Source organism: Alcaligenes sp. EGD-AK7 (assembly GCF_000465875.3).
In the GTDB taxonomy this organism is placed as follows: Bacteria; Pseudomonadota; Gammaproteobacteria; order Burkholderiales; family Burkholderiaceae_B; genus Alcaligenes; species Alcaligenes phenolicus.
Genome location: NZ_AVOG02000069.1, coordinates 215824 through 240020 on the forward strand (window position 1 = coordinate 215824; position 24197 = coordinate 240020).

Annotated in this window: 21 protein-coding genes; 14 read left to right on the forward strand and 7 right to left on the reverse strand. The window is 57.7% G+C overall.

Annotated features, from left to right (window positions below; all coding sequences use genetic code 11):
* Positions 1-245: 245 nt before the first annotated feature.
* The 5 genes from N879_RS19150 to N879_RS19170 all read left to right on the forward strand — a co-directional run bounded on the left by N879_RS19150 (position 246) and on the right by N879_RS19170 (position 4707).
* Complete coding sequence (locus N879_RS19150) at positions 246-1052, forward strand: thiazole synthase (protein ID WP_009458704.1); 807 nt, start codon at positions 246-248, stop codon at positions 1050-1052.
* Between the two features lie 7 nt (positions 1053-1059).
* Positions 1060-1878: a bifunctional hydroxymethylpyrimidine kinase/phosphomethylpyrimidine kinase gene (gene thiD / locus N879_RS19155; protein ID WP_022983636.1), complete on the forward strand. Its 819-nt coding sequence runs from the start codon at positions 1060-1062 to the stop codon at positions 1876-1878.
* 40 nt (positions 1879-1918) lie between these two features.
* Positions 1919-2614 (forward strand): 5'-methylthioadenosine/adenosylhomocysteine nucleosidase, encoded by a 696-nt coding sequence (locus tag N879_RS19160; RefSeq protein WP_041203004.1) that lies wholly within the window; start codon positions 1919-1921, stop codon positions 2612-2614.
* A 74-nt stretch (positions 2615-2688) separates the two neighbouring features.
* The gene (locus tag N879_RS19165; RefSeq protein WP_009458702.1) at positions 2689-3369 is read left to right on the forward strand and encodes a protein-L-isoaspartate O-methyltransferase family protein; all 681 of its coding nucleotides are present in this window, start codon (positions 2689-2691) and stop codon (positions 3367-3369) included.
* Between the two features lie 15 nt (positions 3370-3384).
* Positions 3385-4707 (forward strand): TolC family outer membrane protein, encoded by a 1323-nt coding sequence (locus N879_RS19170; RefSeq protein WP_009458700.1) that lies wholly within the window; start codon positions 3385-3387, stop codon positions 4705-4707.
* A 133-nt stretch (positions 4708-4840) separates the two neighbouring features.
* On the opposite strand, the gene rfaE2 is transcribed toward N879_RS19170, so the two are convergent.
* The 6 genes from rfaE2 to ubiE form a co-directional block, all read right to left on the reverse strand.
* The gene (rfaE2, locus tag N879_RS19175; protein ID WP_009458698.1) at positions 4841-5323 is read right to left on the reverse strand and encodes a D-glycero-beta-D-manno-heptose 1-phosphate adenylyltransferase; all 483 of its coding nucleotides are present in this window, start codon (positions 5321-5323) and stop codon (positions 4841-4843) included.
* Between the two features lies 1 nt (position 5324).
* Positions 5325-6194 carry a ferritin gene (locus N879_RS19180; protein ID WP_026484472.1) on the reverse strand — a complete coding sequence of 290 codons (870 nt, stop codon included), beginning with the start codon at positions 6192-6194 and terminating at the stop codon, positions 5325-5327.
* A gap of 174 nt (positions 6195-6368) precedes the next feature.
* Positions 6369-7925, reverse strand: coding sequence for a ubiquinone biosynthesis regulatory protein kinase UbiB (gene ubiB / locus N879_RS19185; protein ID WP_022983639.1), 1557 nt, complete (start codon positions 7923-7925; stop codon positions 6369-6371).
* A 2-nt stretch (positions 7926-7927) separates the two neighbouring features.
* The gene (locus N879_RS19190) at positions 7928-8557 is read right to left on the reverse strand and encodes a ubiquinone biosynthesis accessory factor UbiJ (RefSeq protein ID WP_009458697.1); all 630 of its coding nucleotides are present in this window, start codon (positions 8555-8557) and stop codon (positions 7928-7930) included.
* A 180-nt stretch (positions 8558-8737) separates the two neighbouring features.
* On the reverse strand, positions 8738-9730 hold the full coding sequence (locus tag N879_RS19195; RefSeq protein ID WP_009458696.1) for a Tim44 domain-containing protein: 993 nt from the start codon (positions 9728-9730) through the stop codon (positions 8738-8740).
* Between the two features lie 213 nt (positions 9731-9943).
* Entirely contained in the window at positions 9944-10714 is a 771-nt protein-coding gene (gene ubiE / locus N879_RS19200) for a bifunctional demethylmenaquinone methyltransferase/2-methoxy-6-polyprenyl-1,4-benzoquinol methylase UbiE (RefSeq protein ID WP_009458695.1), read from the reverse strand.
* A 257-nt stretch (positions 10715-10971) separates the two neighbouring features.
* Here ubiE and phoB point away from each other — a divergent pair, with 257 nt between their 5' ends.
* The 5 genes from phoB to N879_RS19225 all read left to right on the forward strand — a co-directional run bounded on the left by phoB (position 10972) and on the right by N879_RS19225 (position 15208).
* Positions 10972-11682: a phosphate regulon transcriptional regulator PhoB gene (gene phoB, locus N879_RS19205; protein WP_039941907.1), complete on the forward strand. Its 711-nt coding sequence runs from the start codon at positions 10972-10974 to the stop codon at positions 11680-11682.
* 4 nt (positions 11683-11686) lie between these two features.
* Positions 11687-12985, forward strand: coding sequence for a phosphate regulon sensor histidine kinase PhoR (phoR, locus tag N879_RS19210; protein WP_009458690.1), 1299 nt, complete (start codon positions 11687-11689; stop codon positions 12983-12985).
* Between the two features lie 80 nt (positions 12986-13065).
* The gene (locus N879_RS19215) at positions 13066-13497 is read left to right on the forward strand and encodes a VOC family protein (RefSeq protein ID WP_022983640.1); all 432 of its coding nucleotides are present in this window, start codon (positions 13066-13068) and stop codon (positions 13495-13497) included.
* Between the two features lie 2 nt (positions 13498-13499).
* Entirely contained in the window at positions 13500-14198 is a 699-nt protein-coding gene (gene pxpB, locus N879_RS19220; RefSeq protein WP_009458686.1) for a 5-oxoprolinase subunit PxpB, read from the forward strand.
* A complete protein-coding gene (locus N879_RS19225; protein WP_009458684.1) occupies positions 14195-15208 on the forward strand; it encodes a biotin-dependent carboxyltransferase family protein in 1014 nt (337 codons plus the stop codon). Before pxpB ends, N879_RS19225 begins: the two co-directional genes overlap by 4 nt.
* A 280-nt stretch (positions 15209-15488) precedes the next feature.
* Here the strand turns inward: N879_RS19225 and ilvA are convergent, their stop codons facing one another.
* The gene (ilvA, locus tag N879_RS19230; RefSeq protein ID WP_009458682.1) at positions 15489-16997 is read right to left on the reverse strand and encodes a threonine ammonia-lyase, biosynthetic; all 1509 of its coding nucleotides are present in this window, start codon (positions 16995-16997) and stop codon (positions 15489-15491) included.
* A 150-nt stretch (positions 16998-17147) separates the two neighbouring features.
* On the opposite strand from ilvA, the gene N879_RS19235 reads away from it, so the two are divergent.
* The 4 genes from N879_RS19235 to N879_RS19250 form a co-directional block, all read left to right on the forward strand.
* Positions 17148-17690: a YqaA family protein gene (locus tag N879_RS19235; RefSeq protein ID WP_022983641.1), complete on the forward strand. Its 543-nt coding sequence runs from the start codon at positions 17148-17150 to the stop codon at positions 17688-17690.
* Between the two features lie 146 nt (positions 17691-17836).
* Entirely contained in the window at positions 17837-21778 is a 3942-nt protein-coding gene (locus N879_RS19240) for a DUF3683 domain-containing protein (protein ID WP_009458680.1), read from the forward strand.
* Positions 21779-22072: 294 nt separating this feature from the next.
* Positions 22073-22567: a HugZ family pyridoxamine 5'-phosphate oxidase gene (locus N879_RS19245; protein ID WP_022983642.1), complete on the forward strand. Its 495-nt coding sequence runs from the start codon at positions 22073-22075 to the stop codon at positions 22565-22567.
* Positions 22568-22986: 419 nt separating this feature from the next.
* Positions 22987-24197: S8 family peptidase (locus tag N879_RS19250; RefSeq protein ID WP_022983643.1), on the forward strand; the 1211-nt coding region annotated here is incomplete at its 3' end.

The window sequence follows — 24197 nt, forward strand, 5'->3', positions numbered from 1 at the left end:
CCTTGCGCATGGCCTTAAACATAAGGCGAATATGCCAAGGTATATATTTGCCACAGCCACAGGCCAATCAGGCTCGCATCCGTGGCCAGCCCCCTGCCCGAGCCAAATCCCTACCGCACACCAGCAAGCCGGCATACGGGTTTTCCTGCGGGCACCGGCCAAATGGATTATTCTTGCAGTGTTTGCCCAGCAAAAAACCAATTCTTTATCCGTCAACAAAGACGGATGCGCAACAAAGCACCACCATGACCCAAACAGTGAACAACGATCCCTTTATCCTGGCCGGAACCAGCTACCAATCCCGGCTATTGGTAGGCACCGGTAAATACAAAGATTTTGATGAAACTCGTCAGGCTATTGAAGCCAGTGGCGCTGAAATTGTGACGGTGGCCATTCGCCGCACCAATATCGGCCAGAACGCCAACGAGCCCAATCTGCTCGATTACCTGCCCCCCTCCAAATACACCCTGCTGCCCAACACCGCGGGTTGCTATACCGCCGAGGACGCCGTGCGTACCTTGCGTCTGGCCCGCGAACTGCTGGACGGCCACAAACTGGTCAAACTGGAAGTGCTGGGCGACTCCGGCAATCTGTTCCCCAATATGCCCGAAACCTTGAAAGCCGCCAAAACCCTGGTGGATGAAGGCTTTGATGTGATGGTGTATTGCGCCGACGATCCTATCCAGGCCCGTATGCTGGAAGATATTGGCTGTGTAGCCATCATGCCCTTGGCCTCCCTGATCGGTTCGGGCATGGGCATCATCAACCCCTGGAACCTGCGCCTGATCATCGATCAGAGCAAGGTGCCTGTGCTGGTCGATGCCGGTGTCGGTACAGCCTCGGATGCGGCCATTGCCATGGAACTGGGCTGTGATGGTGTCCTGATGAACACCGCGATTGCCGGTGCCCGCCAGCCTGTGATGATGGCCAGCGCCATGAACCTGGCTGTACAAGCCGGTCGTCAGGCTTATCTGGCTGGCCGTGTGCCCCGCAAATACTACGATGCCGACCCCAGCTCCCCCACCGAAGGGCTGATTCACTCCCGTACCTGATTGAGACATGATTCCCAACACGCTGACCATTGCCGGGGTTGACCCCTCCGGCGGCGCCGGTATTCTGGCTGATGTCAAAGCCATGAGCGCCCTGGGTGCTTATGCCACCGCTGTGATTGCCGCTTTGACGGCACAAAATACTCAAGGGGTAACCGGTATCAGCCCGGTTCCTGCCGACTTTGTGCGCCAGCAGATTGATACGCTGTTTGCCGATGTGCGCATTGATGGTGTCAAGATCGGCATGTTGGGCCAGGAGGCCGTCACCACCGTGGTGGCCGAGCGCATGGCTCACTTCAAACCCAGGCATCTGGTGCTGGACCCGGTAATGATCGCCAAAAGCGGCGATCATCTGCTGGAAAAGTCGGCCGTCCATGCCCTGCGTGAACAGTTAGTGCCCCAGTGCACCATGATCACGCCCAATCTGCCCGAAGCCGGTGTCCTGCTGGACGCCCGCCCGGTAGAAACCGTCAAGGAAATGCGTCAGGCTGCCGAGCGTCTGCGTCGCCTGATGAATCACAGCGATCAACGCTGGGTCTTCCTGAAAGGCGGTCACCTGCCCGGTTCGGACTGCATAGACCTGCTGCACGATGGCGACAAGATGATCGAAATGCCCGCCAAACGTATTGATACTGCCAATACGCACGGCACCGGCTGCACCTTGTCGGCTGCGCTGGCCGCCCTGCTCCCCCAATACAGCAATGTGCCTGACGCTGCTCTGGCTGCCAAAAAGTACTTGTACGAAGCCATTGCCCGTTCGGGTGAACTGACAGTGGGCAGCGGACATGGTCCGGTGCATCACTTCCATAAACTGTGGCCATCGTCCTGATACGTGCCGTTTGATCGGGCCGCTTGAAGGCCCTTGTCTTATGTCTACACTTGGAATTATTGTCGCCATGCGCGAAGAGCTGGAGATTGTGCTGGAGCGCTTGCAAGAGCCCCAGACCATCCAGCGCGCCGGCATGGATTTTCATCGCGGCAGCTATCTGGGCAAGCCCGTTGTGGCCGTGGTTTGCGGCGTGGGCAAGGTCAACGCCGCCGCCTGCACCCAGATGCTGATCTCGGAATTTGCCGTGGACAGCATTATCAATATCGGTATTGCGGGTGCGGTTGAACCCAGCATCCGACCGGGCGATATCGTCATTGCCGATACCCTGGTCCAGCACGATGTGGAACTGAAAGCCCTGGGTCTGGCGCCGGGACAGGTTTTCCGTCTGGATACCTTCGATTTCCCCGCCGATCCCGCCCTGCTGACCGTGGCTCAAACCGCCGCCCAGCAGATCGAAGGCCATCAGGTCCATACGGGCCGAATTGTTACCGGCGACCAATTTATCGCATGTAACGATAAAATACAGTGGTTAAGCGCCACCTTCAACGCTTTAGCCTGCGAAATGGAAAGTGGCGCCATTGCCCAGGTGTGCTATCTGAACAAGGTACCTTTTGTCTGCATACGCAGTATTTCAGACAATGCCAACAGTGAAGCGCACATGGATTTTGATACCTTCTTGCCCATTGCCGTCAACAACGCCAGCACCTTGCTCCATGCAATGGTGCCGTCCTGCTAAGCCCAACTGCGCATCTTTATCGATGTGCTGGCTTATAATCGGCTCTTTGCCAAGCCTTTAGTTTTCTGGAAGCTATGAACCATTTTGCGCTGTCTGAACTCGAACGTGCCCGTTACTACATGGTGGAACAACAAATCCGTCCCTGGAACGTATCCGACGAAAAAGTGCTGCAAGCATTGGTCGAGGTCCAGCGCGAACGCTTTGTTCCCTCGTCCTTGCGCCCTTCGGCCTTTTCGGACACCGAGCTGCCACTGATCATCAATGCCGTGGACACGCATGAGACCATGCTCTCGCCCAAAGTCGAAGCCCGTCTGACTCAAGAGCTGCTGCTGCAGCCTAGCGACGGTGTGCTCGAAATTGGTACCGGCTCGGGCTACCAGGCTGCTTTGCTGGCTCACCTGTCCCAACAAGTTACCTCCATCGAAATTGACAGCAAACTGGCCGCTTTCGCCCAGGAAAACCTGCAGCGCAACAATGTGCGCAACGTCAAGGTTGAAGTGGGTGACGCGCACGCAGGCTGGGGCACCACCGAGTACGACGCCATTCTGGTCACCGGCTCCGTGCCCACCATTCCTGATGCTTTGAAGTACCAGCTCTGTATCGGCGGTCGTCTGGTTGTAGTGGTCGGTCAAAACCCGGTCATGACGGCTGTACGTATTACTCGCACCAGCGCGGCCAGCTTCGAGACTACACCCCTGTTCGACACCTGGATCAAACCGTTGCGCGGCACCGCCGTTTCGCAATTCCGCTTTTAAGCACATATGCGGTTCATGACTCCCTTGCGCCTGGCATTGCTTTCGCTGCTTGCCTTAAGTAGCACCGCCCAGTCGCAAGATCTGCTGCAGGCCTGGAACCAGGCCCTGGCACATGAACCGCAGTTTGGCGCTGCGCAAGCTGCGCATCAAGCCGATCAGGAACAAGTACCCCAAAGCCGGGCACAACTGTTGCCGCAGATAAGCGCCATCGGCACAGCCGAACTACAAGAGCGGCGTCAAACCAGCAAGCTGTCCAATCAGCATTCCAGTGACCGAGCTGCCTGGACCTTGACGCTGAGCCAACCCGTGTACAACCGTAATGCCTGGGCCCGTTACGAGCGTGCCCAATTACTGGCGCAGGGTGCGGATATTCAGCTGACGCTGGATCGGCAAGATTTGATGCTGCGCGTCAGCCAAAGCTATTTTGATGTGCTGGCTGCGCAAGATACGCTGTCTACCCTGAAAGCCCAGCAAGCCGCCATTGACGAGCAATTACGTGCTGCTGATCAGAACTTTCAGCTGGGTGGCACCACGATTACCGATACCTACGAAACCAAATCGCGCCTGGACCTGACCCGGGCTGGCGTCTTGCAGGCTGAAAATGCCCTGCAGGTGGCTCAGGACAAGCTGGCTGCGCTGACGCTGGAGCGTTATGACACGCTGGCGCGCCTGCGTGAGCCTTTACGCCTTCCCGCCCCGCAGCCTGCGAATTTGCAAGACTGGCTGGATCAGTCCAGCCAATCCGGCTTGACCGTGGCACTGGCTGATATCAAGGCCCGTGCTGCCGAAGAGCAGTTGAAAAGCACCCAGGCCCTGCACGAACCCACCCTGGCCCTGAAAGCCCAAACCGGCAGCGGTAGCGACCAGACTCTGTTTGGCCAAGCGGGCGGTGGCCCACGTTCGCTGAACAGCGCTTTAGGTCTGGAGTTAAGCATCCCGATTTTCCGTGGTGGTGAAACCAGCTCGCAAGTACGCGAACAAAGCTCGCGCCTGCAACAGGCCCGCTACGATCATCAGTTCGCTATTCAGCAATCCATCCAGCAGACGCGCCAGTACTTCTCTGGCGTCACCACAGGTCTGGTCCGTGTGCAGGCACTGGAAGCAGCCACCAAATCCAGTCAGGACGCCCTAGAGGCCAACAAGCTGGCTTACGAGGTCGGTGTACGTGTAAACATCGATGTACTCAATGCCCAACAGCAGTTGTATGAAGCGCAACGCAGCTTGGCCCAAGCGCGTTACGAAGTTCTGATGAACAGCCTGCGCCTGAAAGCAGCCAGCGGCACCTTGAACGAAAACGATCTGCGTGCTGTCAACGATCTGCTTGAACCGGCGTCCTGAAGCCTGCGCTGGCAAAAAATACAGTCTAGGCACCGCAATCTGGCCTTTAAAAGCAGAACCTCGAGCTCACGACTTAGAAGCAAAAAAATCCCGGACCAAGCCGGGATTCAACACATCAATTTGTCCTGCGCTTTTAGTCGCGCAGCTTCTTGACCAGTGCTGTCGTGGAACGCTGGAACTCGAAGGGAATCGCGACTGCATCGCCACCCCAGCTACGCACTAAAGCCGTTTCAGGCAAGGCTTCCATATCGTAGTCGCCGCCCTTCACGATCAAGTCCGGACGCAGCGCCGCGATCAGGGCTTCGGGCGTGTCCTCGTCAAACAAGACCACCGCATCCACGCAGGCCAGCGCAGCCAGCAAGGCAGCGCGATCCTGCTCGGGATTGATGGGGCGCTCCGGCCCCTTGTTCAGACGGCGCACCGAGGCATCGGTATTCACACCGACAATCAGCGAGGCACCCAATTGGGCAGCCTCGTCCAGGTAGCTGACATGCCCACGATGCAAAATATCAAACACACCGTTAGTAAAGACCAGCGGGCGCGCCAGGCGCCCCTGCTCCACCGCTTCACGCAAGGCATCCAGACCCATCACCTTGGCCTCGAAACGTGCGCTCATATCAAGCCTGCACCAGCGTCGAATCAGAGCCGACCTGACGTGCCAGATCCTTGCGGTAGCGGTTCAATTCCTGCACGGTCTCGAACGAGCTACCCATCAGCAGCGACATATTGTGCAAGATGCGCGAGCTGACCTTGTGCTCCCATTCCTTGTCGAAACGAATCTGCGTATCCAGCCAGTTTTCCAACCAGCCAGGCGATGGCAGCTTGGACTGCACGGTGTCTTCCGGGAACATGGCTTTGTTCACGTGCAAGTTGGTGGGGTGCAACGCCTGTGCTGTGCGATGAGCAGAAGCCATCAGAACACCAATCTTGGAGAAAGCCAGACGGGCTTGCAGGCCAAATTCCTGGCCCTTGTGCACCAAGGCACGCTTCATGTAGCGCAAGTAAGCACCGGCGTGACGAGCCTCGTCCTGAGCCACGATCTTGTAGATGGCCTTGATCACAGGCTCGGTGTGCCAGTCGGCAGCACGGCGATACCAATGGTTCAGGCGCACTTCGCCGCAAAAGTGCAGCATCAGCGTTTCCATGGCCGGGGCCGGATCGAAGTCAAAACGCACTTTGTGCAGTTCTTCCTCGGTAGGCATCAGCTCGGGGCGGAAACGGCGCAGGTATTCGATCAGAACCAGCGAGTGCTTTTGCTCTTCAAAGAACCACACGGACATAAAGGCGCAAAAATCGCTGTCATCTTTATTGTCACGCAGGAACATTTCGGTAGCAGGCAAGGCTGCCCACTCGGTAATGGCGTTCATTTTGATGGTGTAGGCCTGCTCGTCTGTGAGCTTGCTGCCATCAAAGTCATCCCACGGTATGTCATGCGCAAAATTCCAGCGCACCGCTTCCATGGATTTAAATAAGTCATGGTAAAGCATAACGATTCCTAAAAAGAATCAAGCGGTTCCTTGAGGGCGGCCATTCACCGTCCGGAAGGCGCCGGAAAGCGCCAGCTTAGCAATCAGCTGGCGGACCTGCGTCTATCGTAGAACCTGCAGTTATCAGAAATATGTCAGCCACAAAAAAACTGACGCGTTGCGGGGTCGTCACACTTATCGCCCCACCAAAGCCCAGATGGCCACCCCGACCGCAACCGCCAATACAGCGCATAAGGCAGTCAATAATCGGTTGGTCTGCTGCTGCGACTGGCGCAGCAGCTTGAGTTCCTGGTTCAACGCCTGCCCTGTCTCTGGCCTATTCAAAGCGGAATACACCAGACGCGGAAGCTGCGGCATGATCTGGGCCCACTGCCCTGCTTCCTGTTTCAAACGCGAATAAAAGCCCGATGGACCAATACGCTGGTACATCCACTTTTCCAGATAAGGTTTGGCGGTATCCCACAGATCCAGCTCCGGATCCAGATCCCGCCCCATCCCTTCCACATTCAGAAGGGTTTTCTGCAGCAGCACCAGCTGCGGCTGAATTTCTACATTGAACCGGCGCGAGGTCTGGAACAGGCGCAACAGCACCTGCCCCAGGGAGATCTCGGACAAGGGCCGATCAAAATACGGTTCACATACCGCGCGTACCGAGCCTTCCAGCTCCTCTTCACGGGTTTCAGGTGGCACCCAGCCGGACTCGATGTGCAGTTGAGCCACCCGGCGGTAATCGCGCCGGAAAAAAGCCAGGAAGTTTTGCGCCAGATAGTTTTTGTCGAACTCGGACAGCGAACCCACAATGCCAAAGTCCAGGGCAATATAACGGCCCAAGCTCTCCGGTGCGTCCGAGACATAAATATTGCCGGGGTGCATGTCGGCATGGAAAAAACCATCGGTAAACACCTGGGTGAAGAAAATCTCCACCCCTTTGCGGGCCAGATCCTTCAAATCCACATTGGCGGCGCGCAGGCGATCAATCTGGTTGACCGGGATGCCCTTCATGCGGTCCATGGTGAACACGGTCGAGGCGCAATAGTCCCAATGCACTTCGGGCACGATCAAAAGCTGGGTACGCTCTACATCTTTGGTGAAGTTGCGGCGTAGCTGACTGCAGTTGGAGGCTTCGCGTATCAGGTCCAGCTCGTCGTTCAGGTACTTGTCGAACTCGGCCACCACTTCGCGCGGTTTCAAGCGACGGGCATCCGGGCCCAGCCGTTCCATGAACGCAGCCAGCACGCGCATCAGACGCAAGTCTTTATGGATGACTTCGCGCATACCGGGACGCAATACCTTCACCGCCACTTCGCGGCCATTGTGCAGCTCGGCAAAGTGAACCTGCGCAATCGACGCCGAAGCGATGGGTTCGCGATCAAACTTCTGGAACAGTTCGTAAGGCGAAGCACCCAGGGCCTTCTGAATTGTGGCTTCCGCCACCTCCGAAGGGAATGGCGGCACCCGGTCCTGCAGCAAAGCCAGTTGCTCGGCAATATCCAGCGGGATCAAATCCCGGCGAGTGGAGAGCACCTGGCCGAATTTAACGAAGATGGGCCCCAGACTTTCCAGGGCCAGCCGTAAACGTACGCCACGTGGCAGCTTGGGTTTGCGACCCAGGCGCACAATGCGCAACATACGTGATGCCCAAGGGTGGCGGATGCTCGATAGCACCAGCTCGTCCAGGCGATAACGGAATACAACCAGCAAAATGGTCAGCAGACGACACAAGGAGAACATGCTCAGGACTCCCGCCGACGCGCGTCAAGACGCTTCAAACGCTGGTCCAGTTCGTCCAGACGTTGGACCAAACCAGCCGATTGCTCGCGCATCCGTTCCAGTTCGGGGCGGGTAACCAGTAAAGCACTTTCTTCAGTCAAGTATTCGCTGGCATTGCCTGCCAAACGCTGGCCCAGATCCCGCAAACCGGAAACGGCCCGGCGCGCCCCGCTGAACAGACGCACCGCCATGACATCACCCACAATTTTGGCCAGATCATGCTCGGCATCCCAGCGCAGATTGGCCGCCAGGTCCGACACCAGATTGGCCAGCCCAGCCTCGCCTTGCACATGCATTAACTGGGCGACACGGCTGAAATCACCGTCTTGAAGAATTTGTGGCAGTTCAGGTAGCTTGTCCTGAGGCAGTGTCAACGTGACATCCGGCACGACGGCAGGATGGCCCTGCTCCAGCTTTCCTTGAGAGCTGATGGTGTAGACCAGTTGCAAACGGCCCACAATCAGCGACACGGTTTTACCTGCATGGCTGCGCAAACGCTCACGCGCCCAATCCTCGCGATCAAGCAAGGCATTGAGCAAACGCACGCCCACGGCGCCAGGTTCTAGGAATGAAGGGATACCAAGCATGTCCATGCAAGTCTACTGCCGGGGCAAGTAAACCAGTCCAATTAAAACAGCCAGTTTAACCCGACACAGACACGGCCGGATGTACAGGGCGACAGGAACACGGGCAGATGGGATCACAGCGAAACGGGAGCGCTCATAACAGAACAGCCGCCTGGGTAAGAAGGCGGCTGTCTGTATAGGTAAAGATCAAGCGTTGGGGTCAACCGGGATCTGCTGAATACCAGCCAGCAGCCAGCCTGCGCCGTCGGCCTTGAACAGATTCCAGACTTCCTCAAAGCGGAAAGCCTCTGCACCCACTTCTTCACGCAGCATACCGGAGTAGCGCACGCTGGCCAGGTGGCCGTCGGCTACTTTTTCAATACCCAGCAGCTCTGCATTGAGCAGTACCACTTGAGTCACGTTCTCGCCTTGGCGCTGAGCGATTTGAGGAGCGGCTTCCTTGAGCAGGTCGTCGGTCAGGAAGGTACGCAGTTGCTCCACGTCGCCCTTGTCCCACAGCTTCTGGATTTCCACGAACTGGGTCTTGGCATTGGCCAGGAACGTAGGCGTGTCGAAATCACCGGGGATGAACCAGCTCTCGTCTACTGGCGGCGCTGGAACAGCGGCGGCAGCAGCGGGCTGAGCAGCTGGAGCGGCAGCAGGCATAGGTGCTGGCGCAGCTTGGGGCTGCTTCCATGGGCTGGGAGCAGGATCAGCATTGCGCATCATGGACTGACCACCGGCTTGTTGCATGGCAGGACGAGCAGCCGAGCCACGCAGACGACGCACGATGAACAGAACGGCGAAGACCACCAGACCGATCAACAAGAGGCTGGACATCATTTCCAGGAAAGCACCGCCCAGACCCATGCTGGACAGCAAGGCGGCAATACCCAGACCAGCGGCGATACCGGCGATCGGGCCCAGGAAGCGGGACATGCCCGACTTGGCAGCGGTACCAGCCGCAGCCGTACCGGCAGCAGCGGCACCCGCAGCAGGCGTAGCCGAGCGAGTCGCGTTATTCGCTGCAGCAGGAGGCGTCGCTGCCGAGCGGTTGCTGGTAATGTTGGAGGATTGGCGGCCAAAACTGGAGCCACCACCCATGCGTCGTGCTTCCGCATCATAAGAAACGGTCAGCAAGGCGCCGGTGCTAAAAGCCAATACAGCGGCCATGAAATAACGAGAAAGCCGTCCAGACATAGTCACAAACTCCTGACCAGAACAAGCGCTTAACACACAGGGTTTTGACGCCCCCGGCCATGCCATCCCAGTCGATTATTCAAGAAAACTTACGATAAGCTGAACATTAACATGACAAGTTCTCATGCACCATGTTTTTTTTACCGTTCATTACAGACAAAAAACGAACGGCACCAGAAGGTGCCGCTGTATATAGAGAGGGAACGCCTGGCATCAATCCAGGCGGATGCCTTCGTGCAGCGCGGCTACGCCGGCTGTCAGATTGAAATACTGCACGCGCTCCAGACCCACTTCGCGCATCATGTCGGCCAGAGTTTCCTGATCGGGGTGCATGCGAATGGATTCAGCCAGATAGCGGTAGCTTTCCTCGTCCTTGGCAACAAACTTGCCAATACAGGGCAGGATATTGAAGGAATACCAGTCATACGGGGCCTGCAAAGGCTTGGCCACGCGGGAAAACTCCAGCACCAGCAATTTGCCGCCCGGACGCAACACCCGCTTCATTTCAGCCAGTGCGCGATCCTTGTGCGTCATGTTGCGCAAGCCAAAGGCCACCGAGACGCGATCAAAATAGCCGTCAGGGAAAGGCAGGTGCTCGGCATCACAGACCGTAACGGGCGTGATGATGCCCTTGTCCTGCAAGCGATCACGACCCACGCGCAGCATGGAGCTATTGATATCGGTATGCCAGACCTCGCCGTCCGCACCGGCCTGACGCGCAAAAGTCTTGGTCAAATCACCCGTACCCGCGGCAATATCCAGCACTTTCATGCCGGGACGCACTGCTGCGCGACCGATCGTGAAGGCTTTCCAGATACGGTGCAGGCCGCCCGACATCAGATCGTTCATAATGTCGTAGTTGTTAGCCACCGAATGAAAAACCTGGGCTACTTTGCCCGCTTTTTCGTTTTCGGCCACGGTTTGAAAACCGAAGTGCGTATCGGCGTTCTGGGCGGAGGAGGTTTGAGGACGCTGTTTTTCCATAGTGCATAATCGTAACGCAGATTTCCCGGTACAGAAACGAAAATCCGGCTCGCTGAGCGCTCCCCTTTTTTACACATTCACAAACCTGAAACATTAACGCCATATGATGGCGCTATTACGTGCAGTCAGGGATTTGAAGCGCCTGCCGTATTGCCCTTGAGCCGCCTGATGGCAACAGCAGGCCCCGCGCCCAAGCACAATACAGACAGCCAGCCTGACCCTCTATTATTTTTTATCGGACCAGTCTGAAGCTAACAATGAGTACAAGCATATTAGTCGTGGAAGATGAGCCTGCGATCCAGGAACTGATCTCTGTCAATCTGTCTTTTGCCGGCCATAAAGTGCTGCGCGCCTTCGATGCCGAACAAGCCCAGATCCTCATTCGCGCGGAACTGCCTGATTTGATTCTGGTGGACTGGATGCTGCCCGGCTCCTCGGGCATCAATCTGGCCCGCAAACTGCGCTCGGACGAACGTACCCGTCATATTCCGGTCATCATGCTGACCGCCAAAGGCTCGGAACAGGACAAGGTCGATGGCCTGGAAGCCGGTGCGGACGATTACATCACCAAGCCTTTCTCGCCCAAAGAACTGATTGCCCGCATCAAGGCCGTATTGCGCCGCCGCGCTCCCCAGCTAACTGACGATGTGATCTCCATCGGCACCCTGCAGCTGGACCCCAGCACGCACCGTCTGTCCAGCCAGGGCATGGCGCTGACCATCGGGCCTACCGAGTTCCGTCTGCTGCATTTTTTCATGACACACACCGAGCGCGTATTCACCCGCTCCCAGTTGCTGGATCAGGTCTGGGGCGACCACGTATTTGTGGAAGAACGTACGGTAGACGTGCACATTCGTCGCTTGCGCAAGGCGCTGGAGCCTAGCGGACACGACAAAAATATTGAAACGATTCGTGGCTCGGGCTATCGTTTTGCCCTTTCCCCACTGGAAAAGGCGCCGACCGCCTGATCCCATGTTCAGCATATTTACGTCTATTGTTATCTGGGCCCTGTTGGGCAGCTTGATCGGCTGGTGGCTAGGGCCATTCACCGGTCTGGCCTTGTTTTGTGGTGGCCTGTTATTGCTGGTTGTCATCAGCACCCTGCAGCTTTCCCGCGTTGAACGCTGGACCCGCAACCTGAATGATCCTCCGCCCCCCGCAGTTGGCCCCTGGGACGCCATTCTGGCTCCCATCTACCGCCAACTGCGCCGTGATCGCCAGGAAATTCAGGATCTGAATCGTTACGTAGACGGCATCATGATGGCCGCCGAGGCCCTGCCCGACGGTGCCATTACCCTGAATGGGGAGATGGAACTGCAATGGTGCAACCAGACCGCCTGTGAGCACATAGGCCTGAATCTGGCCACGGACCGCCATCACAGCATCTTCAATATCCTGCGCGAACCCGAGTTTTCTCGTTACGCCCGTCAGCCTCAATGGGATGGCCCTTTGCTGCTGCATCTGAGCAAAGACGGACGTGAGCGCTCCTTGCTGCTGCAATTAACCCCTTATGGCCTGGGCCAGTTCCTGATCGTGACGCGTGATGTCACCCAGGTGGAAATGCTGGAGACTACCCGCAAGGACTTTGTGGCCAATGTCTCCCATGAACTGCGCACACCGCTTACCGTCTTGCTGGGTTTTCTGGAAACCCTGCAGGACATGCCGCCCGAAAGCCTGCCTTTGGAACAGCGTCAACGCTACGAGCAGATGATGCTGGAGCAGACTCGCCACATGCAGTCGATTGTGTCCGACTTGCTGACCTTATCCACGCTGGAATCCTCACCCACAGTGGAAGGGGAGACGGTACAGGTCAGCCAGTTGATTGAAAGCGCGCTGAAACAAGGCGAGGCTATTTCTGGCGGCCAGCACAGCTTTGTCACAGATCTGGACCCTCGCATTGCCATTCAGGGCATGGAAACCGAACTGAGCTCGGCTGTCTCCAACCTGATTACCAACGCGGTGCGCTATACCCCCAAGGATGGCACCATCACCGTGCGCTGGTATCTGAATGACAATGGCGAGGCCTGTTATTCGGTGCAAGACACGGGCATCGGTATTGCCGCCCAGGATATTCCCCGCCTGACCGAACGCTTTTACCGCGTAGACAAGGGCCGTTCCCGCTCCACCGGCGGTACGGGTCTGGGCCTGGCCATCACCAAACACATCATCGTGCGACATAACGCCGACCTGCAAATCCAGAGCCGTCTGGGTGTGGGCAGCGTATTTATGTTGCGTTTCCCCAAGAGCCGGGTTCGACTCCAGGACAGCTAGAACATGTGGGGCCATATTGGCCCTACAATAAACGGCTCTGAAGACCACGTTGGCGGCCTTATGCCGCACAGGAGCCAAGCATGTCCCATACCAACGAGCTGCGCCCTTTCCACCTGGCTTTTCCGGTCCATGATCTGGCCGTTGCACGCCAGTTCTACGGACAGACACTGGGCTGTCCCGAAGGCCGATCCTCGGACCAGTGGATTGACTTCAACTTCTACGGCCACCAGATCGTGGCTCATCTGGCCCCTTCAGAGTGTGGCAGCAACGCCACCAGCGCGGTGGATGCCCATAATGTGCCCGTGCGCCACTTTGGCGTCGTGCTGGACATGCCCACCTGGCAGACCCTGGCTGACAAGCTGGTGGCCGCTGGCACCAAATTCGTTATCGAACCTTATATCCGTTTCAAGGGCGAGCCCGGCGAACAGGCCACCATGTTCTTCATGGACCCTTCGGGCAACGCCCTGGAGTTCAAGGCCTTCAACAGCCTGGATTCGCTTTTCGCCAAATAAAGATGCACAAATCCTGGCAACTTAACGAGCAAGGCGACCGCTGTTTGCTAGTACAGTTCAGCGGCCCGCTTTCTCTGGACACCGGCTTGCGCTGTACCCGCGCCGCCCGCTTGCTGCGCGACCACGCCCCCGCCTGTGTCCGTGATCTGGTCCCCAGCTTTACCGCAGTCGCCATCCACTTTTACCCGGATGGCAGCAGCGACCAGCTTGCTCGTTTGCACGACTATGTTCACCAAGCCCTGGTCGAGCTGGATGCCAGCCAGGACCAGGCCGCTCCCGGCGCACTGGTAGATGTTCCCGTGTGCTACGGCGGCCTCTTCGGTCCGGACCTGCCTGCCATTGCCGAGCAATTGGGGCTAAGCCAGGAACAAGTCATCGAACTGCACAGCAGCCAGGTGCAACTGGTATTCATGGTGGGCTTTGCCCCCGGCGCTCCCTATATGGGCATCTTGCCCGAGCAACTGAATGTGCCGCGCCGCGCCACACCACGCACTGTGCTGCCCAAAGGCTCGGTCGCCATTGCGAACCAGCAAACCATTATTTACCCCAACGAATCCCCCGGCGGTTGGCATCTTATTGGCCGCTCGCCAGTTAATTTGTTTGATGCCCGGCGCTCGCCCGCCGCCCTGCTCGCCCCCGGCGACCAAGTGCGCTTTGTGCCTCTGCCTCACGAGCAGTTTGATCACTGGACACCCGCATGACGGTGCATATCCTCAAACCAGGCATGATGAGCAGCCTGCAAGACCGAGGCCGTTATGGACACCAGCACCTGGGGGTTTCGCCCAGCGGTGCCATGGATGAACGCGCCCACAGACTGGCCCATTTGCTAGCAGGCAATACCACCGACCAGGATCTGGCCAGCCTGGAAATTACCGTACAAGGCCCCAGCCTGCGCTTTGACGAAGCTGCCCTGTTTGTCCTGACCGGCGCAGATATGAATGCCAGCCTGGACGGCCAACCCGTAGCAGTCCTGCGCCCTACTCTGGCACGTGCCGGACAAGCCCTGACGATGCAGTCCGCCAAACCCGGCCAAGGTGCCCGTAGCTACCTGTCTGTTTACGGCGGTTTTCAGGTCGAATCCCTGCTGGGCAGTCAAAGCACCCACATGCGCGTTGGCCTGGGTGGTTTTGAAGGCCGCGCCTTGAAGAAAGGCGACCAGATCGCATTGGCTCGACCACTACCCAATGACGAAACGACCTTGAACAGTCTGCAAGCCGAGCTGGATGAGCTGCGCATTTACATGCCCGCCGCCCTGGCCCTGGCTCCACGGGAACGCCTGCGCGTCATGCTGGATCAGGCCGATTTGTTTACCGACGAATCGCTGGAATTGTTCCAAGGCCAAAGCTACCGCATCAGCCCGGCCTCAGAGCGCATGGGCTATCGCCTGGAAGGCCAGCCCTTGCAGCGCAAGTCGCCAAAAGAACTGCTGTCCGCCCCCACCTGCTTTGGCACGATTCAAGTCCCCAACGATGGCCAGCCCATTGTGTTGATGGCAGACCGGCAAACTACAGGCGGCTATCCACGCATCGGACAAGTCATCAGCGTGGATCTGGCTCAAGTTGCCCAGCGTTTGCCCGGTCAGAATCTGGGCTTTGAAGTGGTGACGGTAGAACAGGCCCATGCACTGGCTGCCCGTCAGGAACAGGCTTTCGCACGTCTGAATGACAGCCTGGAGCCGTTGCGGCAGGCTCTAAAACAGTGTGTGACATAGAGCTTGTTAAGTCGCCACCGTACTAACGGGCATCTGGCCTTATCGCACATTCGTATGGCCAAACGGCCCATCAGGCCGCAAAGGCAGTAAGGCGGCTTGAACCAATCCCCCATGACGAACTCAGGAGCAGACACCCACTGCTCCTGGCTCCCAGGCTCAATACGGCTCCAACGACAGCCACCACATTCAAGCCCCAATAAAAAAACACCTCGCTTTTCCAAGCGAGGTGTTTTCATTTGGTCTGAGGCAAGACAGCGAATGCCGTGCGCCCTCCATAGACTTACAAAAACAGCTTGTAAGCCGGGTTATCCGTTTCGTCCCAGTGCGGGTAGCCCAGATTGCCCAGGAAAGCCTTGAATTCCTTTTTATCGGAAGACGGGACCTGGATACCGATCAGAATGCGACCGTAGTCATCACCCTGATTACGGTAATGGAACAAGCTGATATTCCAGTCCTGATTCATGCTGGACAGGAATTTACGCAAAGCACCAGGACGCTCTGGAAACTCGAACCGCAGCAGGACTTCGTCCGTAGCCTGACTGGACACCCCACCCACCATATGACGCACATGGGTCTTGGCCAGCTCGTTACCCGTCAGATTCAAAGTGCCAAAGCCTTTCTTTACGAAACGCTCTTCCAGCTTTTCGATCTCCGCTTCGGAGGAAATCGACATACCCACAAAGACGTGCGCCTTTTCAGGATTGGACATGCGGTAGTTGAACTCCGTCACCGAGCGGGTGCCCAGGGCATCGCACAGGCGGCGGAAGCTGCCTTTTGCCTCGGGGATCGTCAAGGCAAACAAAGCTTCACGAGCCTGGCCCACATCTGCACGGTCCGCCACCATGCGCATACGGTCAAAGTTCATGTTCGCGCCGGACGTGACCGCAATCAGGGTCTTGTTCTTGAGCTTGTTTTGAGCAGCGTAGCGCTTGGCACCCGCCAAAGCCAAGGCACCAGCCGGTTCCAGCACGCTACGCGAGTCCTGAAACACATCTTTGATAGCCGCACAAATCGCATCCGTATCCACGATGACAAAATCATCCACATACTGACGCACCAGACGGAAAGTTTCGGAACCCACCTGCTTGACGGCAGTCCCGTCAGAGAACAGGCCCACGTCCGACAAATTCACACGACGACCGGCCTTGATACTGCGCACCATGGCACAGGAGTCTTCGGTCTGCACGCCGATTACTTTGATTTCAGGACGCAAGGACTTGATGTATGTGGCGACGCCCGCCGCCAGACCGCCGCCGCCAATCGCGACAAAGACCGCTTCAATCGGGCCGGGGTGCTGTTGCAGAATTTCCATGGCCACCGTGCCCTGCCCGGCGATCACATCAGGATCGTCAAAAGGGTGCACAAAGGTCAGGCCTTCGTTCTTTTGCAGTTCCAGAGCGTGCTGGTAGGAATCCGAATAGCTCTCGCCCACCAGGACCACTTCGCCGCCCAGATTACGTACACCATCAATTTTTACTTGCGGGGTGGTGGTTGGCATGACGATAACGGCACGGCAACCCAGCTTGCGCGCTGCCATGGCCACGCCTTGCGCGTGGTTACCCGCCGAAGCGGCCAATACACCCCGTTTTAATTCTGCGGCCGACAGATTGGCCATCTTGTTATAGGCACCGCGCAGCTTGAAGCTAAAAACAGGCTGATAGTCTTCGCGCTTGAGCAGGACCGTGTTACTAATTCGTGCCGATACCTGGGGAGCGGGTTCAAGTGGTGTTTCGATGGCAACATCGTACACTTTCGAGGTCAGAATGCGCTTTAGGTAATCGTTCGACATGACTCAGCTTTTAGTAACAACCGGTTTTGCCACCAAGGCCAGCCGCAGGCCCCTGCCTGAGACCGCTCACCGGAAAAGAAAAACAGAATACCATAGGCGGATGCCCTAACTGGCGTCCATTACTCCCTACAAAACCCGTCCACATTACTTATGCAAGCCTGGATCTCTGATCTTATTTCGTGGCTCTTGGCCGCCCTATCTCTGCCCGAAGTGGGCTTGAGCGCCATTTTCATCATCAGCCTGGTCTCGGCTACCCTGCTCCCCCTGGGTTCGGAACCCGCCGTATTCGCCTATATCAATCTGGCTCCACATATGTTCTGGCCCGCCGTGCTGGTTGCCACTGTGGGTAATACGGCAGGTGGGGCCATCAGCTATGCCATGGGTCTGGGCGCCGAGAAAGCCTACGAAGCCTGGCGCGAGAAGCACCCGCAACACACAGAAGACGGCGCAACTCCCAAGAACAAGGCCGCAGGCCGCTGGCACGAGCTGGGGCGGCGCTGGCTGACCCGCATGGGACCGCCCGCCCTGCTCTTGTCCTGGCTACCCGTGGTAGGCGACCCCCTGTGTGCCGTAGCCGGTTGGCTACGCCTGCCATTTTGGCCCAGCGTGTTTTACATGGCGGTGGGAAAACTGGCGCGCTATACCACCATGACCGCTGGTCTGCTGTGGATTTTCCCCAAATTGGGTTGGTAATTTGCAGCAAACTGGCCGCAAACACCCCCTTAACCCTGACTTGGCCCTGTAGTAAGGGGGCAGCCCTGCTACGATTCGTATACACTTGTCTTTTGCCTATCTGCTCCTCGCTGAGCCGCCCTTGACGGGCCTTGCCAACTATCGCCATGAACGCCCCCATTGCAAGCAAGCACCTGGCTGCCCAGGCACGCAACAACGACACGCCGCGCCTGCGTGAAATCCCCTACAACTACACTTCGTACTCAGACCGGGAAATTATCCTGCGACTGCTAGGTGAAGAGGCCTGGGAAAAGCTGTCCGAGCTACGCTCCGAACGCCGCACCGGCCGCTCCGCACGCATGTTGTTTGAAGTGCTGGGTGATATCTGGGTCGTCAAGCGCAACCCCTATCTGCAGGACGATCTGCTGGACAATCCCAAGCGCCAGCATCAACTGATCGAGGCCCTGAACCATCGCTTGAACGAGATTGACCAGCGCCGCGACAGCGCCGTGCCCGATCGCGATGCCAAGGTTCTGCGCCTGTTGCACGCTGCTCGGGGTGCAGTAGCCTCGTTTGAACAAGAATTTACCGATACCCGCGAGCTGCGCCAGAAAATTGTGCGCTCCCTGTCGCGCCTGACCGCCAAGGACAACATCAAGTTTGATGGCCTGTCGCGCGTCTCGCACGTCACTGACGCCACCGACTGGCGTGTGGAATATCCCTTTGTCGTGCTCACCCCCGATCACGAAAACGAGATGGCCGCCCTGGTGCGCGCCTGTATCGAACTGAAGCTGACCATCATCCCGCGTGGGGGTGGTACCGGTTACACCGGCGGTGCCATTCCACTTAGCTGGCGCTCGGTTGTCATCAACACCGAAAAGCTGGATGCCATTGGCAAGCCTGAACAAACCACGTTGCCCGGCATGTCCGAGCCCGTCACCACCATTCTGACCGGTGCTGGCGTGGTGACCCGTCGTGTGGCTGACGCTGCCGAAGCCGCCGGTGCCGTGTTTGCGGTAGACCCGACCTCGGCCGATGCCTCCTGTGTGGGCGGCAATATCGCCATGAACGCGGGCGGCAAGAAAGCCGTGCTGTGGGGTACTGCGCTGGATAACCTCGCCTGGTGGCGCATGGTCGATGCCCAGGGAAACTGGCTGGAAGTGACCCGTCTTGAACACAATATGGGCAAGATCCACGACGTGGAAATGGCCCACTTTGAAGTCAAATGGTTTGATGGCCGTTACGCCCCTGGTGCCCAGTTGCTGCGCAGCGAAACCCTGCACATTGAGGGTCGGCGCTTTCGCAAGGAAGGCCTGGGTAAAGACGTTACCGACAAATTCCTGGCAGGTTTGCCCGGTATCCAGAAAGAAGGCTGTGACGGCCTGATCACGCAGGCCCGCTGGGTGCTGCACCGCATGCCGGCGCATACACGCACCGTCTGTATGGAGTTTTTCGGCCAGGCCAAGCAGGCCGTGCCCTCCATTGTGGAAGTCATTGACTACCTGAACGGCGAAGGCAAGCGCATCGGCGCCATTCTGGCCGGTCTGGAACACTTGGACGAACGCTATCTGCGCGCGGTGGGCTATGCCACCAAGAGCAAGCGCGATGGTCTGCCCAAGATGGTCCTGATTGGCGACATCGTGGGCGACGACCCCGATGCCGTGGCAACGGCCGCTTCAGAAGTCGTACGTCTGGCCAATGGCCGCTCCGGTGAAGGCTTTGTAGCCGTCAGCGCCGAAGCCCGCAAGAAGTTCTGGGCCGACCGTGCCCGTACCGCTGCCATTGCCCGCCATACCAACGCCTTCAAGATCAACGAAGACGTGGTGATCCCCCTGCGCCGCATGGGTGAGTACACCGAAGAAATCGAACGCATCAATATTGAACTGTCCACGGACAACAAGCTGCGCTTGACCCGTGAACTGGAAAACTTCCTGCAAGGCGATCTGCCCGTGGGCAAGATCGAAGATCACAACGACGCCGAGCACACCCGCGAAGAGATTCTGGACGAGCGCCGTCACGACGCCCTGCAAATCGTGCGCGATGTGCGCCAGCGCTGGCAGTGGCTGCAGGACAATCTGGACAAGCCGCTGAAAGACTCGCAGGCTGAGCTGGCCGAGATTGGTGTGCCGCTGGACAGCGCCGCGATCGAGGCCCGTCTGCAAGAAGACCCGAACACCTCGATTTTCCAGCTGCTGCAAGATCACACGATCCGCACCTCCTGGAAGAGCGAGATCCGCGAAAACCTGGAACATATTTTCCCCGGCGCCGACTGCGCGGCCGTACTGACCGAACTGCAAGCCATTCACGACCGCGTGCTGAAAAGCCGTGTGTTTGTGGCGCTGCACATGCACGCCGGTGATGGTAACGTACACACCAACATCCCCGTGAACTCGGACGACTACGGCATGCTGCAGCAAGCCAATGTCACCGTGGCCCGCATCATGCAAATTGCGCGCGGTCTGGACGGCGTGATTTCCGGTGAGCACGGAATTGGTTTGACCAAGTACGAGTTCCTGACTCAAGAAGAGCTGGAGCCTTTCCAGAACTACAAGCGCGAAGTGGACCCGAACAACCACTTCAACGCTGGCAAGCTGATGCCCGGTGCGGACTTGAGCCGCGCCTGGACCCCCAGCTTCAACCTGCTGGGTCACGAATCGCTGATCATGCAACGCAGCGAAATCGGCTCCATCTCCCATGCCATCAAGGATTGCTTGCGTTGCGGCAAGTGCAAACCGGTCTGTGCCACCCACGTGCCACGCGCCAACCTGCTGTACTCGCCCCGCAACAAGATTCTGGCTACTTCCCTGCTGATCGAAGCCTTCCTGTACGAAGAGCAAACACGTCGCGGGATCAGCCTGAAGCATTGGGAAGAGTTTGAAGACGTAGGCGACCACTGCACCCTGTGCCACAAGTGCTACAACCCCTGTCCGGTGGACATCGACTTTGGCGATGTGTCCATGGAAATGCGCTCCTTACTGAACCGCATGGGCAAGAAGTCCTTCAATCCGGGCTCGGCTGCGGCCATGTTCTTCCTGAACGCCAAGGACCCGCGCGTCATCAAGGCCACTCGTACCGCCATGATTGAAGTGGGCTATAAGGCCCAGCGTGCGGTGCACAATCTGCTGGCTGCCCCTGCTCGCAAACAGGTCAGCGCTCCCCCTGCCACCATCGGCAAGGCACCAATCCGCGAACAGGTCATCCACTTCATCAACCGCAAGATGCCCGGCGGCCTGCCCAAGCAGACTGCCCGTAAATTGCTGGATATCGAGAACTCGGATTACGTACCTATCATCCGTAACCCTGAAGCCACCTCCGTGGATTCGGAAGCCGTGTTCTACTTCCCCGGCTGTGGTTCGGAGCGTCTGTTCTCGCAAGTGGGTCTGGCTACTCAAGCCATGCTCTGGCATGTCGGCGTGCAGACGGTTCTGCCTCCTGGCTACCTGTGCTGTGGCTACCCGCAGCGCGGCAGCGGTCAAAGCGACAAGGCCGAGAAGATCATCACCGACAACCGCGTGCTTTTCCACCGCATGGCCACCACCTTGAACTACCTGGATATCAAAACCGTGGTGGTCAGCTGTGGTACCTGTTACGACCAGCTGGCAGGCTATGAATTCGACAAGATCTTCCCTGGCTGCCGCCTGATCGACATCCACGAATACCTGCTGGAAAAAGGCTTGAAGCTGGAAGACGTGCAAGGCGTGCGCTACATGTACCACGACCCTTGCCACAGCCCCATGAAGCTGCAAGACCCCATGAAAACGGTCAAATCCCTGGTGGGCGACAGCACCATCAAGGCCGACCGCTGCTGTGGCGAGTCGGGCACGCTGGCGGTGTCGCGTCCGGATATTTCCACGCAAATCCGTTTCCGCAAGCACGAAGAACTGCAAAAGAACCAGGACGCCGTCCGTGCCGATGGTTTCCAGGGCGAAGTCAAAGTGCTGACCTCCTGTCCGTCCTGCCTGCAAGGTTTGTCCCGCTACGAGGACGAAACCAAGATGGATGCGGATTACATCGTGGTGGAAATGGCCAAGCACATGCTGGGCGAGAACTGGATGGCGGACTACGTACGCCGTGCCAACGACGGTGGTATTGAGCGCGTTCTGGTGTAAACCAAACGCATCACTCCCCCTGAACAGGCCGGCTTTATGTCGGCCTGTTTTGTAAGGGGTGAGCAAGTATCTTTTACCGCTGGACTGCTCCAGGATAAAAATGCCCCTTGGTGGGGAGAAAGCTCAGCGTGATCGCTATTCATCGCCAGGCCCTCCCCCAGAAGCGCCACTCGGATAGCAATAAAGCAAAGGGGCTGCGCGGAGATTTTTCTGCGGAGCAGCCCAAGGAAACTCCCTTAGGGACGAATGAAGTCCCAACCGCAGTATGGAAGCTTTTTCAGAATAGGTGTCTTTATGTCTGTTGATGATCCATTGCTAAACAGCCTGCAGGCCCTGCTCCGCAGCGAACGCACTGCGTCTTTGGGCACACTCAGCAATCAGGGCTTGCCGGTGGTCTCTCGCGTCCCTTTTGCGATCTGCCCCGAACAAGCCAGCATCATCATCCACATCAGCGAAATGGCGGCTCACACCCGTTATTTGCTGCAACGTCCCGATGCCAGCCTGATGGTCAGCCAAAGCGAGCATGGCCAGGATGCTGTCCATGACTTGCCCCGTGTCACCTTCCAAATGCAGGCCCGCAAACTGGAGCGCGAGCAGCCCGACTGGGAACAGGCCAAACGAGCCTATACCGCCCGTTTTCCCGATATGGAATTTCTAAGCAGCTTTACGGACTTTCATTTCTTCGCTCTGGATCTGGTCAGGGTGCGCCATATTGCCGGGTTTGCGGCGGCACGAACCTTGAAACCTGAGCTAGTGCGTGCCTTGCTGGCAGAGCCTGTGGCCGGTTGAAGTCCCCGAGTTCGCAATCGCAGCAAGCCTTGGAAGCGCTGGATCTGTGCTCCAGCCTTCACCACGTCAAAGCACCTTAATACCACGACAAACAGGTAAGCCTTCGCCCCTTACAAGCCCCGGCCTGCACCCAAAATGTTGCAGACTCTGCAACAAAGGCGTCACCAACTGATTTCCAGACAAAGAAAACAGATCACTCATTAAACGCCTTTCTGACCAGAGAAATCGCCACTCCTTCTCCTTGCCCTTCCGGTGCACTCGTCCGTTTTCGTGTGTTTCAAACGCCAAGCATGACAAAACGTAAATTTGGCCGCTATAAGATTCAACAGCTACGACGTTAAATGGCACGCAAGGACTCGACAACACGACCTCGCAACACGTTGCCGCCACACAGAGAAAAACACCCAGGAGAGGAAGAGATGTCGAACAAGAAACGCAGCACCTATGTGCTGGTGCAGATGGCCTTGCTAAGTCTGACTTTGCCTGGCCTTACCCATGCGCAAGCAGACAGCTCATTGGAGCAATGGCGTACTAAAGAATACAAACGCCAGCCTGGCCTGGACATGATCAATGCGGCCAAAGCCTACTCACTGGGCTTTACAGGCAAAGGCGTGACGGTCGGCTATCTGGATTCGGGAATTGAAGCCAAACACCCGGAGTTTGCGGGTGCCATTGCGGGTGGCTTTGACTTCAACACGGATACCCCCTATGCCAACGGCCAAGGCATAGATGCCGATCCTCCAGCAGGTCATGGCAGCCACGTTGCGGGCATTATTGGCGCACGTCGCGACGGCAAAGGCATGCACGGTGTCGCCTTCAACAGTCAGCTCTTTGCGGTCGCCTACGATGCGAGAGAAGACGATGATGATGACATGCTTGGCAACGATCCTTATGAACCGGACCCACGCGAACAAGCCGCCGCATTTGACCGCGTTGCCTCCCGAGGCTGGAACTATCTGGCACAGTTCAAACTGCCCATCATCAACAGCAGCCTGGGCGTCAATGGTTGCAACGATGCCAGTTCCCCACCACCTTGCAATGTCCTGGACTATGGCTCGCCTGAAGGCGTACTGGATTGGCAACCACTGGCGATCGAGGCTTTCCACAACAGCGTAGACGCAGGCTCCCTGATGGTCTTTGCCACCGGCAATGAATCGCAGGACCACCCTGACCTGCTGGCAGGCTCCCCCTACTGGTTTCCTGAACTAAAAGATAACTGGCTGGCCGTGACAGCCCTGGGCGAGGATGGTTCTTTAGCCTCCTATGCGAACAAGTGCGGCGTAGCAGCCGAGTGGTGTTTGGCCGCCCCCGGTGGTGACGACAATCCAGGGATTAATTCGGTCCAATCCTCTGGCGGCTATGTCGCCTTTAGCGGCACCTCCATGGCCTCCCCCCACGTCGCGGGCGGTGCTGCGCTAGTGAAGGAAGCCTTCCCCTACTTCACGGCATATCACCTGCAGCAGACCTTGCTGACCACCGCCACTGACCTGGGCGACCCCAGCGTTTTTGGCTGGGGCCTGATGAATGTAGGCAAGGCCGTACAAGGACCCGGGCAATTCACCCGCCTGTTCGATGTGGACACGCTAGGCTACCACTCCACCTTCGCCAATGACATCAGTGGCACTGGCGG